Origin of the sequence: Rhodococcus sp. ACS1 (assembly GCF_002300155.1) — a bacterium.
Classification (GTDB): domain Bacteria; phylum Actinomycetota; class Actinomycetes; order Mycobacteriales; family Mycobacteriaceae; genus Rhodococcus_F; species Rhodococcus_F koreensis.
In genome coordinates, this window is record NZ_NSDZ01000010.1 from 638,844 (window position 1) to 652,503 (window position 13,660).

11 protein-coding genes are annotated in these 13,660 nt (G+C 67.6%); 5 read left to right on the plus strand and 6 right to left on the minus strand.

What is annotated here, in order from left to right; all coding sequences use genetic code 11:
- Positions 1–519: a DUF402 domain-containing protein gene (locus tag CJ179_RS41360; protein ID WP_095865286.1), complete on the minus strand. Its 519-nt coding sequence runs from the start codon at positions 517–519 to the stop codon at positions 1–3.
- A gap of 79 nt (positions 520–598) precedes the next feature.
- On the opposite strand from CJ179_RS41360, the gene uvrB reads away from it, so the two are divergent.
- From uvrB to CJ179_RS41375, 3 genes are all read left to right on the plus strand, one after another.
- A complete protein-coding gene (gene uvrB / locus CJ179_RS41365) occupies positions 599–2,761 on the plus strand; it encodes an excinuclease ABC subunit UvrB (protein ID WP_095865287.1) in 2,163 nt (720 codons plus the stop codon).
- A gap of 46 nt (positions 2,762–2,807) precedes the next feature.
- A complete protein-coding gene (locus tag CJ179_RS41370) occupies positions 2,808–3,680 on the plus strand; it encodes a hypothetical protein (RefSeq protein WP_095865288.1) in 873 nt (290 codons plus the stop codon).
- Positions 3,681–3,869: 189 nt separating this feature from the next.
- A complete protein-coding gene (locus CJ179_RS41375) occupies positions 3,870–4,322 on the plus strand; it encodes a universal stress protein (protein WP_005247414.1) in 453 nt (150 codons plus the stop codon).
- A gap of 11 nt (positions 4,323–4,333) precedes the next feature.
- On the opposite strand, the gene CJ179_RS41380 is transcribed toward CJ179_RS41375, so the two are convergent.
- The 4 genes from CJ179_RS41380 to CJ179_RS41395 form a co-directional block, all read right to left on the minus strand.
- Positions 4,334–4,720 carry a DUF732 domain-containing protein gene (locus CJ179_RS41380; protein WP_095865289.1) on the minus strand — a complete coding sequence of 129 codons (387 nt, stop codon included), beginning with the start codon at positions 4,718–4,720 and terminating at the stop codon, positions 4,334–4,336.
- Complete coding sequence (locus tag CJ179_RS41385; protein WP_095865290.1) at positions 4,717–6,999, minus strand: ATP-binding domain-containing protein; 2,283 nt, start codon at positions 6,997–6,999, stop codon at positions 4,717–4,719. The genes CJ179_RS41380 and CJ179_RS41385 overlap by 4 nt, the downstream gene beginning before the upstream one ends.
- Before the next feature lie 146 nt (positions 7,000–7,145).
- The gene (locus CJ179_RS41390; RefSeq protein ID WP_095865291.1) at positions 7,146–8,075 is read right to left on the minus strand and encodes a DoxX family protein; all 930 of its coding nucleotides are present in this window, start codon (positions 8,073–8,075) and stop codon (positions 7,146–7,148) included.
- Positions 8,076–8,243: 168 nt separating this feature from the next.
- Positions 8,244–8,933 (minus strand): MBL fold metallo-hydrolase, encoded by a 690-nt coding sequence (locus CJ179_RS41395; protein ID WP_095865292.1) that lies wholly within the window; start codon positions 8,931–8,933, stop codon positions 8,244–8,246.
- A 151-nt stretch (positions 8,934–9,084) separates the two neighbouring features.
- Here CJ179_RS41395 and uvrA point away from each other — a divergent pair, with 151 nt between their 5' ends.
- Positions 9,085–12,078 (plus strand): excinuclease ABC subunit UvrA, encoded by a 2,994-nt coding sequence (gene uvrA, locus CJ179_RS41400; protein ID WP_176583107.1) that lies wholly within the window; start codon positions 9,085–9,087, stop codon positions 12,076–12,078.
- Between the two features lie 6 nt (positions 12,079–12,084).
- Here uvrA and CJ179_RS41405 read toward each other — a convergent pair whose 3' ends face one another.
- Positions 12,085–12,831 carry an alpha/beta fold hydrolase gene (locus CJ179_RS41405; protein WP_095865293.1) on the minus strand — a complete coding sequence of 249 codons (747 nt, stop codon included), beginning with the start codon at positions 12,829–12,831 and terminating at the stop codon, positions 12,085–12,087.
- A gap of 120 nt (positions 12,832–12,951) precedes the next feature.
- Between CJ179_RS41405 and CJ179_RS41410 the strand changes: the two genes are divergently transcribed.
- A complete protein-coding gene (locus CJ179_RS41410) occupies positions 12,952–13,653 on the plus strand; it encodes a YafY family protein (protein WP_072949287.1) in 702 nt (233 codons plus the stop codon).
- The last annotated feature ends 7 nt before the right edge of the window (positions 13,654–13,660 follow it).

Below are 13,660 nucleotides of genomic sequence, written 5' to 3' on the forward strand. Positions count from 1 at the left end.
TCACCGCCAGTCGATCGGCATGCCGATCGAGGCCAGCCAGCCGCCGAGGTCGTGGCCGTGTGCGGCGATTCCGTCGATCGCCGTGGTGGCGGCGAGGATCGCCTGCTCGGCCGTCGCGGCGTCGAGCAGGCCGGCGCGGTGCGCCTCCATCAGTTCGTCGACGTCGAGGAGTTCGGTGTCGCGGCCGGTGCGGATGACCAGATCCAGGTAGTGGTCCTCCGACTTCCACACGTTCTCGCCGCGGGTGAACGTGCCGATGTCGACGTAGTGGTCCTGATCGCGCTGGTGATACGGGTGGTAATGGAAGATCGACGCGCGCAGCCCCAGGTCGGGGAGCAGCCACGACTCCAGGTAGTGGAACTGCCGGTGGTCGGAGGTGCGTGCCATGTACAGCCCCCACGGCTCGACGCGGTAGTGGTCGACGTGACGGACGAAACCCTTGGGGTCGGTGTTGGTGTGGTCGCGGAGGTCGAAGTACTCGACCTTCGGTGGGTGGATGTCGTGAGTCGCGCCTGCCATGGCAGGGAACCTACCGCGATTTTTCAGCCGGCGGAGATCGCCCGGGAAGTTTGTCGGCCCCCCGGCCTACCCTGGTTGCATGGCGTTTGCATCCGAGCACCCCGTGGTGGCACATTCCGAGTTCCGTCCCATCGGGGAGATCGAGCGGTCGGAGGCGCGTTTCGAGGTCGTCAGCGACCACAAACCGGCCGGCGACCAGCCGACCGCGATCGCGGACCTGGAACGCCGGATCAACGCGGGTGAGAAGGACGTGGTCCTGCTCGGCGCCACCGGTACGGGTAAATCGGCCACCACGGCGTGGCTGATCGAGAAGGTGCAGCGACCCACGTTGGTGATGGCGCCCAACAAGACGCTCGCCGCGCAGTTGGCCAACGAGTTGCGCGACATGCTGCCCAACAACTCCGTCGAGTACTTCGTCTCGTACTACGACTACTACCAGCCCGAGGCGTACATCGCGCAGACCGATACCTACATCGAGAAGGACTCGTCGATCAACGACGACGTCGAGCGTCTGCGGCACTCCGCGACGTCGAGCCTGCTGTCGCGGCGGGACGTGGTCGTGGTGGCGTCCGTGTCGTGCATCTACGGTCTCGGCACTCCGCAGTCGTACCTCGACCGCTCGGTGCAGCTCGAGGTCGGTGTGGAGGTGCCGCGCGACGCCCTCCTGAGGTTGCTGGTCGACGTGCAGTACACCCGCAACGACCTGGCGTTCACCCGCGGATCCTTCCGGGTGCGCGGTGACACGGTCGAGATCATTCCCTCGTACGAGGAACTGGCGGTGCGGATCGAGTTCTTCGGCGACGAGATCGAGGCGCTGTACTACCTGCATCCCCTCACCGGGAACGTCGTGCGGAAGGTCGACTCGGTGCGCATCTTCCCGGCGACGCACTACGTCGCCGGTCCCGAGCGGATGGAACGCGCCGTCAAGGACATCGAAGCCGAACTCGAGGAGCGGCTCGCCGACCTCGAGAACAAGGGCAAGCTGCTCGAGGCGCAGCGGCTCCGGATGCGAACCCAGTACGACCTCGAGATGATCAAGCAGGTCGGGTTCTGCTCCGGCATCGAGAACTATTCGCGGCACATCGACGGTCGTGGACCGGGCACGGCGCCCGCCACGCTGATCGACTACTTCCCGGAGGATTTCCTCCTCGTCATCGACGAGTCCCACGTGACGGTCCCGCAGATCGGTGCGATGTACGAGGGCGACATGTCGCGCAAGCGGAACCTCGTCGAATTCGGGTTCCGGTTGCCGTCGGCCACCGACAACCGCCCGCTGACGTGGGAGGAGTTCACCCAGCGCATCGGGCAGACGGTGTATCTGTCGGCCACGCCGGGCAAGTACGAGCTGGGGCAGGCCGGCGGCGAGTTCGTCGAGCAGGTCATCCGCCCGACCGGTCTCGTCGACCCCAAGGTGGTCGTCAAGCCGACCAAGGGGCAGATCGACGACCTGGTGCACGAGATCCGCGAACGTGCGGACCGTGACGAGCGCGTCCTCGTCACCACGTTGACGAAGAAGATGGCGGAAGACCTCACCGATTACCTCCTCGAGCTCGGTATCCGGGTGCGGTACCTGCACTCGGACATCGACACGTTGCGGCGCGTCGAGCTGCTCCGGCAGCTGCGGCTGGGGGAGTACGACGTTCTGGTGGGTATCAACCTGCTGCGTGAGGGTCTCGACCTGCCCGAGGTCTCGTTGGTGGCCATCCTGGACGCCGACAAGGAGGGCTTCCTGCGGAGTTCGACCAGCCTCATCCAGACGATCGGCCGGGCGGCTCGTAACGTCTCCGGTCAGGTGCACATGTACGCCGACAAGATCACCGACTCGATGCAGCACGCCATCGAGGAGACCGAGCGGCGTCGGGAGAAGCAGGTCGCCTACAACGAGAAGATGGGTGTCGATCCGCAGCCGCTGCGGAAGAAGATCGCCGACATCCTCGACCAGGTCTACGAGGAAGCCGACGATACGGCCAGCGGCGTCGACGTCGGCGGTTCCGGACGCAACGCCACCCGCGGGCGTCGTGCGCAGGGCGAGGCCGGACGCTCGGTCAGCGCCGGCGTGTACGAGGGCCGCGACACGAAGTCGATGCCCAGGGCGGAGTTGGCCGACCTGGTCAAGGAATTGACCGATCAGATGATGAACGCCGCCCGTGATCTGCAGTTCGAACTCGCCGGGCGGCTGCGCGACGAGATCGCCGATCTGAAGAAGGAGTTGCGCGGCATGGATGCCGCGGGCCTGAAATAGCGAGGGCGCCGAGGCAGTACGGTCGCACAGCAGTACGGTCGCACATATGGATGCACACAACGCAGGTCGCACCGCCCGGTCCCTGGAATTGCTTCATTCGCTCAGCTATTTCGTTCCCGAGGTCGAGGAACGGCTGGTCGAGGCGGGGTTGGAACCGGGTCGGATGAGCTACTTCGCCGGACGTTCCGCGCCGATGGGCGCGGTCGGTGCCGGTGTTGTCACGGCGACGTTCTTCAACTTCAGCCCCGCCGCGGTCGCGTCGATCATTCCGCGTGCCTGGGGTCTGGCCACGCCCGCGGCGATCGTCGAGGCCCGGTACCGGGCGGTCGGCGAGGCGTATGTGCGACTGCTCGGTGAATCGGTGACGACGTCGCCGGAGATGGCCGAGGCGGCCGAACTGGCGTCGATTGCGGCGCGGGGTATCCCGGGTGTCGAGGGCAGGCCGCTCTGCGCGGGCTACACGGAAGTGGAGTGGCCGGACTCACCGCACGTCGCGTTCTGGCATGCCCTCACCGTGCTGCGGGAGTACCGCGGCGACGGTCACATCGCTGCGCTGCAGACGGCGGGTCTGAGCGGACTCGAATCGTTGATCACCCACACCGCGACCGGGTACGGGTTCCAGAAGAAGTTCGCGATCACCCGCCGCGCCTGGACCCAGGAGCAGTGGGACTCCGCGTGCGACAGTCTGCGTGACCGGGAAATCCTGGACGCCCGGGGCGAACTCACCGCCGAAGGCACGGAACTGCGGGAACTGGTCGAGGATCTCACCGACGATCTCGCGCTGGCTCCGTGGGCGGCACTGGGGGAGGACGGGGCGGCCCGGCTCGTCGAACTCGCGACCCCGTGGCGTGACGCGATCGTCGCGGCGGGAGTGTTCCCGGCCGGCGTGTTCGGTCCCAAGGTCGCCGTGTCCCGCTGACACCGATCACAGCCCGGGCGCACGGAAAATGTGATCCGTCATGCACCGGGGATATCCCCTGTGGCATGTGTTGCAAATGCACCTATGAGGGCACCGGGACGGCTAGGGTCAGCGCAGTGGCTGCTGGGTCCCAGGCATGAGCTGTGTCCGGACCCCGGCCAATTGACCACCGCAGACATGGAGGAATGAATGAGCGCCTACCGGACCGTTGTCGTCGGAACCGATGGCTCCGAGTCGTCGTTTCTGGCCGTCGAGAAGGCTGCCGCCATCGCGGGGGACGCCGGTGCCAAGCTGATCATCGCCTGCGCGTACTACCCGGCCGATCCCAAGGACGTCGGGCAGGCCGCCGACGCGCTCGGTGACGAGGCCTACCAGATCACCGGTTCGGCCCCGACATACGAGATCCTGCGCACCGCGAAGGAGCGCGCCCACGCCGCCGGCGCCAAGGAGGTCGTCGAACGCGCCGTCGTCGGTGCCCCCGTCGAGTCGTTGCTGAACCTGGTCGACGAGGTCGAGGCCGGTCTCCTGGTGATCGGGAACCGTGGACTCAACACCCTCACCGGGCGGCTCCTCGGGTCGGTTCCGTCCGATGCCGCACGCAAGTCGACATCCGACGTCCTCATCGTCCACACGGTGCGCTGACACCGGACCGATCAGCAGTAATTCGCCTCGGCGGCATCGAGATACACCTGCGCCACCTGTTCGGTGGTAAGACCGGAATCCGACGTCGCCGAGGCGAACTGCGCCATCGGCGTCAGATGCGCGAGAATCGTCGCCTCGTCGGTCCCCTCGGACAGCTGACCGCAGATCCCGTTGGCGAGCGCCAGGACCGTGTCGTCGGGCGGCGCCGGAATCCCGGCCGCGACCAGTGACTCCTTGTAGCGCAGACCACGGGCATCCAGGTGTGATGCGGCGGTGGTGGATGCCGCCGAGGCGGTGGGCGGCGGGTCGGAGGCGGTGGCCTCCGAGCACGCGGTCAGCGCAAACGTGGTGAGGGCGAGACCACACCCGATCAGCCGACCGCGACCGCCCGCGGTCACGACAGGATCCCGACCTCTGCCGGGCCGAGTTCGGACAGCACCGCGGGCAACGTCTTCGTGTGCACCACACCGAGTCGTTGCGTCGCACGGGTCAGGGCGACGTAGAGGTCGTTCATACCCCGTGGCGACTCGTCGAGAATGTCCTGAGGCTCGGCGATGAGCACCGAGTCGAATTCCAATCCCTTGACGTCACGCACCGTGAGGACGCTGACGGTGTCCGACCTCAGGTCGGCGAGCGCGGCGACCAGGTCGTGGCCGCCGATCACCACGGTGGTGCCCGGTCCGGTTTCCCGGGACACGCAGGTGCGCACGGTGTCTGCCAGTTCGGCCTCGGACACTTCCAGGGCCCACGGCGCGAAACCGGATTCGCGCACCGACCGCGGCACGGTCTGCTCGGCGTCGATCTCGGCGAGAACCCGCCGGGCCGACGTCATGATCTCCGCCGGTGTGCGGTAGTTGACGGTCAGTTCCGTCAGCTTCCACCGCTTCGCGACATACGGTTCGAGGATCCGCTGCCACGACGACGTTCCCGCCGGGTCGCCGGTCTGCGCGGTGTCTCCGACCAGCGTCATCCAGCGATTCGGTATGCGCCGCATCAGCATTCGCCAGGCCATCTCCGAGAGTTCCTGCGCCTCGTCGACGATCACGTGACCGTAGGTCCACGTTCGGTCGCCGGCGGCGCGCTCCGCGGTGGTCTGGTGCTGCCCGACGTCGTGGCGTTCGGCGAGCTGGCTGGCGTCGATCAGGTCGTACGCCATCAGGATTTCCGGGTCCAGTTCGTCCTCGAGATCCTGCGGCGCCGAACCGGTCAGGATGTCCAGGGCGCCCTGGGCGTCCGCGATCTGTGCCCGCCACTGGCGACGGGCGCGCTCCCGCTCGGCGGCGTCGTCGACGCCGAGGAGTTCCGCCAGTTCGTCGAGGAGCGGGGCGTCGGCGGCGCTGAAGCCGCGCATTCCGGGGCGGTGCAGCGAGTCACGTTGCGCCTCCGTCAGATTCGGAGCGGCATCGGCCAGCCGCTTCGGTGAGGCGTACAGCTCGGCGAGGACCTGCTGCGGCGACAATTCCGGCCACAGCGCGCTGATCGCCGTCATGATGTCGGGGTCCTCACGCATCTCGTCGCGCATGTCGGCGATGTCGTCCCGGCTCAGCAGGTTCCCGCCGTCGACGACGTTGGCGCCGAGGGTGTCCGCGAGTTGTTGCGCGAGCGCCTCGATGACCGAGGAGACGAAGACGGGACGGGCCAGGTTGTGCGGGCGTCTGGACGACCGCGCCCGGCCACGAGCGCGGGTGACGACCTTGCGGTCGAGAGTGATCCGATAGGTGTCGAACGTCAGTTCCACGGGCCGCGACGGCACTTCCTGTCGATCCCGGACCGCCTTCTTGAGAACGTCCAGCATGTCGAGCGAGCCCTTGATCTCGCCGGCGTCGAGGCTGTCCTCGACGGTGGCGCGGACACCGGGGTAGAGGTCGCCGATGGTGGAGAGCAGCACACCGGTCTCGCCGAGCGACGGCAGCACCTGGCCGATGTAGTCGAGGAACGTGGCGTTGGGGCCGATGATGAGGACGCCGGCCTTCGCGAGCTGCTGGCGATACGTGTAGAGCAGGTAGGCGGCGCGGTGCAGAGCGACCGCGGTCTTGCCGGTTCCGGGACCGCCCTGGACCACGAGCACGCTCTTGTGCTCCGACCGGATGATGGCGTCCTGCTCGCCCTGGATCGTCTCGACGATGTCGTTCATCTGGCCCGTGCGGGCAGCGTTCAACGCCGAGAGCAGCGCGCTCTCACCCGCGACGCCGTCCGAACCGGTGACCGTGCCCGCGGCCTCCGCGGCCGCCAGGTCCAGGTATTCGTCGTTGACGGCGGTCACTCGGCGGCTCCGCGTGCGGATGTGCCGTCGGCGGGTGACGCCGTCCGGGGCGGCCGGGGTCGCGAGATAGAACGGGCGGGCAAGGGGCGCACGCCAATCGAGGAGCATCGTCTCGTAGTCGTTCTCCTCGTCGAGGATGCCGAGGCGGCCGACGTAGCGGTGCTCGCCGTCGAGGTCGATCCGGCCGAAGCACAGTCCGTTCTCGGCGGCGTCGTATTTGGCGAGGTCTTCGGTGTAGAGCTGATTGAAGGACTCGCGCTCGCTCCGCGCCTGCGGGGTGCCGCCGGTTTCGAGCAGTACACGGCTCAGCCGGTTCGCCGCGTACTGGCGAAGGCCGTCCAGTCGGGTGTAGAGCATCGTCACGTACTGCTGCTCGAGCTCGCGCTCGTCGCGTGACGTGTCCTCGTCGGGCAAGAGGTCTCCTTGACTGGTTCGGCTGCAACCGGATCGGCTGCAAAAGTGCCTGGACAGTCTAGTCGGCCCCGGAGGTGTGTCGCTGACTTCGCAGGTCAGCGGCGATCTCCGGGGCCGATCAGATCGAATATCCGGCGCGGGCCGGGTCAGTGGGACAGTTCGTCCCGCTTCGCCCTGGCCTTCTCGAGCGCGGTTTCCGCTTGCTTGCGGGCCCGCTTGCTCAGCACCTCACCGCGTTCTGCGGCGGTGCCTGCCCATTCGCCGCCCTTCTCGCGGGCGACCTCGGCCAGTTCCGGGCCGTGCTCCTTCGCCGCCTCGACGAGTTCCGCGCCGCGTTCGCGGGCGACGTCCGCCCACTCGGCGCCGTGTTCTTTCGCGACCTCTGCCCATTCTGCGCCGTGTTCCTTCGCGACCTCCGCCCATTCGGCGCCGCGATCCGCCGCGACCTTCGCGAGTTCGGTGCTACGGTCTTTCGCGACCTCGAGGAGGCCGGACCCACGCTCGGCGGCCTCGCCGGACAGGATGCGGGCGCGCTCCGACGCCGCGGCCAGGGCCTCTCCGATCTCGGGGCCGTGATGGTCGTGACCGGAGCCGAGGGGCAGGGCCGCGGCCACGGTCTCCTGTGCGTGCCGGGCGGCGCGGCGTCCACGCCAGCCCAGTGAGGGCTTGCCCTCGGTGTCGACGGCGGCGATGAGCAGTCCGCCGAGCAGGCTCACGTTCTTGAGGAACTGAGTGCGCTGAGCCGCCCTCTTCGCGGGGTCGGTCTCGTTCCAGAAGTCGTGCCCCACAACGGTAGTGGGCACGAGGCTGCCTGCGAGCGCGAGTGACGCGAGGCGCGGTGCCTTCCCGGTGGCGAGGAGCACTCCGCCGCCGATCTGCACGGCGGCGTTGATCTTGACCAACGTCTCCGGGTCGGACGGGATCTTCTGCGTGACGGACCCGGGAAGCGCCTCGGTGGACTTGTCGATCAGTGGTGCGGCGGCCTGTGCTTTCTGCGCCGGATTTCGAAGTGCATCGATCCCTCCGCTGATGAAGATCGCGGACAGCAGTGGGCGAGCGATACGACGGACGAGCATTCCTGGCCTCCCAATCTCGAGTTCTCCCGTCTCACACTAACGAGAGTTCTGGGCAGTCGTCGGCGTACAACTGTGTTGCCGAACCGACGGTCCGCCCATTCACCAGTACCCAGGGAGGCCGATCGCCAATCGCGGACCGTGCGGTGCGCGATCGGCGATCGGATGCGGTCACCAGCCGCGCTCGCGCCACTCCCCGAGGTGGGGGCGCTCGGCGCCGAGGGTGGTGTCGTCACCGTGGCCGGGGTAGACGACGGTGTCGTCGCCGTAGCGGCCGAAGAGCTTGGTTTCGACGTCGGTGAGCAGTGATGCGAACTTGCCCGCGTCGGCGGTCTTGCCGACGCCGCCGGGGAAGAGGGAGTCGCCGGTGAACAGGTGGGTGCGTCCGCTGCCTGCTTCGGTGAGTGCGAGCGCGACGGAGCCGGGGGTGTGGCCGGCGAGGTGAATCACGTCGAGGGTGACCTCGCCGACGGTGACGGTGTCGCCGTCCTCGAGGAGGCGGTCGGGCCGGACGGGCAGTGCGTCGGCGTCGAGTGGATGGGCGGCGGTGTCCACGCGGGTGGCCGCCGCGACGTCCTCGAGCGCCAGCCAGTGGTCGCCGTGCTGGTGCGTGGTGACGATCAGGTCGAGCGACGGCGCGTGTTCGCCGATAAGTTGGTTGACGCGGTCCGCCTCGTTGGCGGCGTCGATGAGGATGGATTTTCCGGTTGCGGAACAGACGACCAGGTACACGTTGTTGTCCATGGGGCCGACGGACATCTTCGTGATCGTGGCTCCCGGAACCGTGCGGCGCTGCGGCGCCGAACCGGGGGAGACGTGGCCGGTGTACGAGTCTTCTATCACCATGGGCTGCTCGGTCATGATGGGGAGGCTACCGTCGAATACAGGCAGGTGAGTGGCAGGGCGGCCATCCGTCCCCCAGAACGTGTCGGTGCCCCGGCTTACCATGGCACGGCCAGAGGGCTGAGCGTCCACGTGCGTCCTCGGCTGTCGAACAATGAAGGGACTTGGAGTGGCGGATCGCCTTATCGTGCGGGGTGCCCGTGAGCACAATCTGCGAGGGGTCGATCTCGATCTGCCCCGCGACAGCCTGATCGTGTTCACCGGGTTGTCGGGCTCGGGCAAGTCGAGTCTGGCGTTCGACACGATCTTCGCCGAGGGCCAGCGACGCTACGTCGAGTCGCTGTCGGCGTACGCGCGCCAGTTCCTCGGTCAGATGGACAAGCCCGACGTCGACTTCATCGAAGGTCTGTCGCCGGCGGTGTCCATCGACCAGAAGTCGACCAACCGGAACCCACGGTCGACGGTCGGCACCATCACCGAGGTCTACGACTACCTCCGTCTGCTCTATGCCCGGGCCGGCACCGCACACTGCCCGGTCTGTGGGGAGCAGATCGCGCGGCAGACGCCGCAGCAGATCGTCGACCAGGTTCTGGAGATGGAGGAAGGCACCCGCTTCCAGGTGCTCGCCCCCGTCGTGCGTACCCGCAAGGGTGAATTCGTCGACCTGTTCGACCAGCTCAACATGCAGGGCTACTCACGTGTGCGGGTCGACGGCGTGGTGTATCCGCTGTCCGAACCGCCCAAGCTCAAGAAGCAGGAGAAGCACGACATCGAGGTGGTCGTCGACCGCCTCACCGTCAAGGCCGGTTCCAAGCAGCGGCTCACCGATTCCGTCGAGACCGCGCTGCGGCTGGCGGAGGGCATCGTCGTCCTCGACTTCGTCGACCGCGAGGAGAATGCCGCAGACCGGGAGCGACGGTTCTCGGAGAAGCTGGCGTGCCCCAACGGCCACGCGCTGTCCATCGACGACCTCGAGCCCCGGTCGTTCTCCTTCAACTCCCCGTACGGTGCCTGCCCCGAGTGCACCGGCCTCGGAATCCGCAAGGAGGTCGACCCGGACCTCGTCGTTCCCGACCCCGAGTTGTCGCTCGAGGACGGGGCCATCGCGCCGTGGTCGATGGGGCAGAGTTCCGAATACTTCGGTCGGCTGCTGTCCGGCCTCGGCGACATTCTCGGCTTCGACATGAAGACGCCGTGGAACAAGCTCCCGGCGAAGGCGCGTCGGGCGATCCTCGAGGGCAGTGAGGAGCAGGTCCACGTCCGCTACAAGAACCGGTACGGGCGTACCCGTTCCTACTACGCCGAGTTCGAGGGCGTCATGCCGTTCCTGCACCGCAGGCTCGAGCAGACCGAGTCCGACCAGATGAAGGAACGCTACGACGGCTACATGCGGGACACCCCCTGTCCCGCGTGCGGGGGTGCGCGCCTGCGTCCCGAGATCCTGTCGGTCACGATCGCGAACGAGAAGTTCGGGATGAAGTCGATCGCCGAGGTCTGTGAACTGTCGATCTCCGATTGCGCCGACTTCCTGAACAGCCTCACGCTGGGCAGCCGCGAGGAGGCCATCGCCGGTCAGGTGCTCAAGGAGGTCCAGGCCCGACTCGGCTTCCTCCTCGACGTCGGCCTCGAGTACCTCTCCCTCGCCCGCGCCGCCGGCACCCTGTCCGGTGGCGAGGCGCAGCGCATCCGTCTCGCCACCCAGATCGGCTCGGGTCTGGTCGGCGTGCTGTACGTGCTCGACGAGCCGTCGATCGGTCTGCACCAGCGCGACAACCGGCGTCTCATCGAGACCCTGACGCGCCTGCGCGACCTCGGGAACACGCTGATCGTGGTCGAACACGACGAAGACACCATCCGCACGTCCGACTGGGTGGTCGACATCGGACCGCTCGCCGGCGAGCACGGCGGCAAGGTCGTCCACAGCGGGCCGTACCAGGAACTGCTCGACTGCGAGGAATCCCTCACCGGCGCCTACCTGTCGGGCCGCAGTCACATCGAGATTCCCGCGATCCGCCGTCCGGTCGATCGCAAGCGGCAGGTCACGGTCGTCGGCGCGCGCGAACACAACCTGGGCGGCATCGACGTCAGCTTCCCTCTGGGCGTGCTCACGTCGGTCACCGGCGTGTCCGGGTCCGGTAAGTCGACGCTCGTCAACGACATCCTCGCGACGGTCATGGCGAATAAGCTCAACGGCGCGCGGCAGGTGCCCGGCAGGCACACCCGCATCAACGGGCTCGACCAGCTGGACAAGCTCGTGCAGGTCGACCAGTCGCCGATCGGCCGCACCCCGCGGTCCAACGCGGCCACCTACACCGGGGTGTTCGACAAGATCCGCACCCTGTTCGCCGCCACCACCGAGTCGAAGGTGCGCGGCTACCAGCCCGGCCGGTTCTCGTTCAACGTCAAGGGCGGCCGGTGCGAGGCCTGCTCCGGCGACGGCACGCTGAAGATCGAGATGAACTTCCTGCCCGATGTGTACGTGCCGTGCGAGGTCTGCCACGGTGCCCGGTACAACCGCGAGACGCTCGAGGTCCATTACAAGGGCAAGACCATCGCCGAGGTCCTGGACATGCCGATCGAGGAAGCCGCGGAATTCTTCGAGCCCATCACGTCGATCCACCGCTACCTCAAGACCCTCGTCGAGGTCGGTCTCGGGTACGTGCGGCTCGGTCAGCCCGCGCCCACGCTGTCCGGTGGTGAGGCGCAGCGCGTGAAGCTCGCCGCCGAACTGCAGAAACGTTCGACGGGCCGCACGGTGTACATCCTCGACGAGCCCACGACGGGTCTGCACTTCGAGGACATCCGGAAGCTGCTCGGGGTCGTCAACGGGTTGGTCGACAAGGGCAACACGGTGATCGTGATCGAGCACAACCTCGATGTGATCAAGACGTCCGACTGGGTGGTCGACATGGGGCCGGAGGGTGGGTCCGGTGGCGGAACCGTCGTCGCGCAAGGCACCCCGGAGGACGTGGCGCAGGTTCCGGAGAGTTACACGGGACGGTTCCTCGAGAATGTCCTCGCGGTGCCGGCACCCGTTCCGGCGAAGTCGAAGGCAGTCAAGTCCTCGCCGACGCGGAAGTCCGCGTCGGCGAAGAAGACTGCCGCGGCCGCCACGGCGACACCGCGTAAGCGGGCGCCGAAGAAGGCCGCAGCAGTCAGCTGAATCCGGTCAGACTCTCGCGGCCGCGTCGATCGCGGTCGCGAGGTCTGCGGGCCGCGACCACATCGGCCAGTGTCCCGTCGGCAGATCGACGTAGTCGACCTTCGCGATCTGCGCGAGTTCGGCTGCCATCGGATGACCCGCTACGGCCATCTGCTGGATGACCTCCGACGGGAAACTGGTGCAGATCACCGTGGTCGGCACGTCCAGCCGCCTGCTGTCGGTGAGTTCGACCGTGTCCCTCGCAGGTCCGGCGGGCATGGGCACCGCCCGGTTGCGGAACGTGTCGAGCGTGTCGTCGTCGAGTCCGTCGAGACTGCTGCCTTCGGCCTCGAGTTCGGACCACGACGGCAACGGAATCTCGGCGACCGCCGGGTCGAGATCGTCGCGCAGCGCGGTGCCGCTCTGCACTGGTCCCGAGTCGACGTAGACGATGCGGGCGAGTCGGTCGGGCACCCGATCGCTCACCGCGTACGCAACCGGCCCCGCGCCGCTGTGCGCCACGAGCACCACCCGCTCCGACGACGGTGTGTTCGTGATGGCCTCCGTGATCGCGGCGACGTGGTCGTTCAGCCGGACGCCGGTGCGGTCGCTGCCGGTGGAGTCGAGTCCCGGCAACGTCACCGCGGTGACGTGATGTCCCCGCCGGGTCAGGTCGGATTCCACTGCCTCCCAGGCCCAAGCGCCGAGCCAGAATCCGGGGACCAGAATGATGTGAGTGCCTGTGCTGCCGTGTACTTCGCTTGTCCGAGTCATGAGACAAGAGTGAACCCGCAACGGTGACATCAGCGTGTCACCGTATTCGTCACAGTCGCATAACGGAATCGGTCCGACGAGAATCGGGACATTGTCGTGGACGTTCGGCAGACTGCCCTCATGGACCGCCCCGCACGCCTCCACGCCCTGACGGAAGAATTGCGCCGCGCGGGTGACCGGGGCCGGACGGCAGAGCAGTTGGCGGCGCAATTCGAGGTGACGCCCCGCACGATCAAGCGGGACATCGTCGTACTGCAGTCCTCGGGCGCCCCGATCCGGGCCACTGCCGGACCGGGTGGGGGATACGGGATCATTGGGAACGGCACGTTGCCGCCGGTGAATTTCACTCCCGCTCAGGCGGTCTCGGTGGCTCTCGCCCTCACGGCCTTCCGTGATGCGCCGTTCGCGACCGACGGGCGGGCCGCGCTCGCCAAGCTGCTCGACGTGATGGACGCGGAGTCGAGGGAGCGGGTGGAGCAACTCGGCGGGAAGGTGTGGATCCGGCGAGAGACCACCGGAGGAAGTGCGGAACCCCGCATCCGACGCGTCGTCGAAGACGGTGTGCAGCGCGAACTGATGGTGTCCCTGCGGTACGTCGACCGGGACGGCGGCCGCACCGAGCGGGTCGTCGAACCGCACCTTCTCGCGCACACGCGGGGGTCGTGGTTCCTCGTCGCGTGGTGCCTGAGCCGGGCGGGTGTGCGCTGGTTCCGGTTGGACCGGGTCTCCGACGCCACCCTCACCGGCCGGTCGTTCGTCCCGCGCGATCCGGACCTCTTCGGCGAACCGCCTGCCGACGCGCGCACCGTGTTCGACCGGTGAGGGGCGA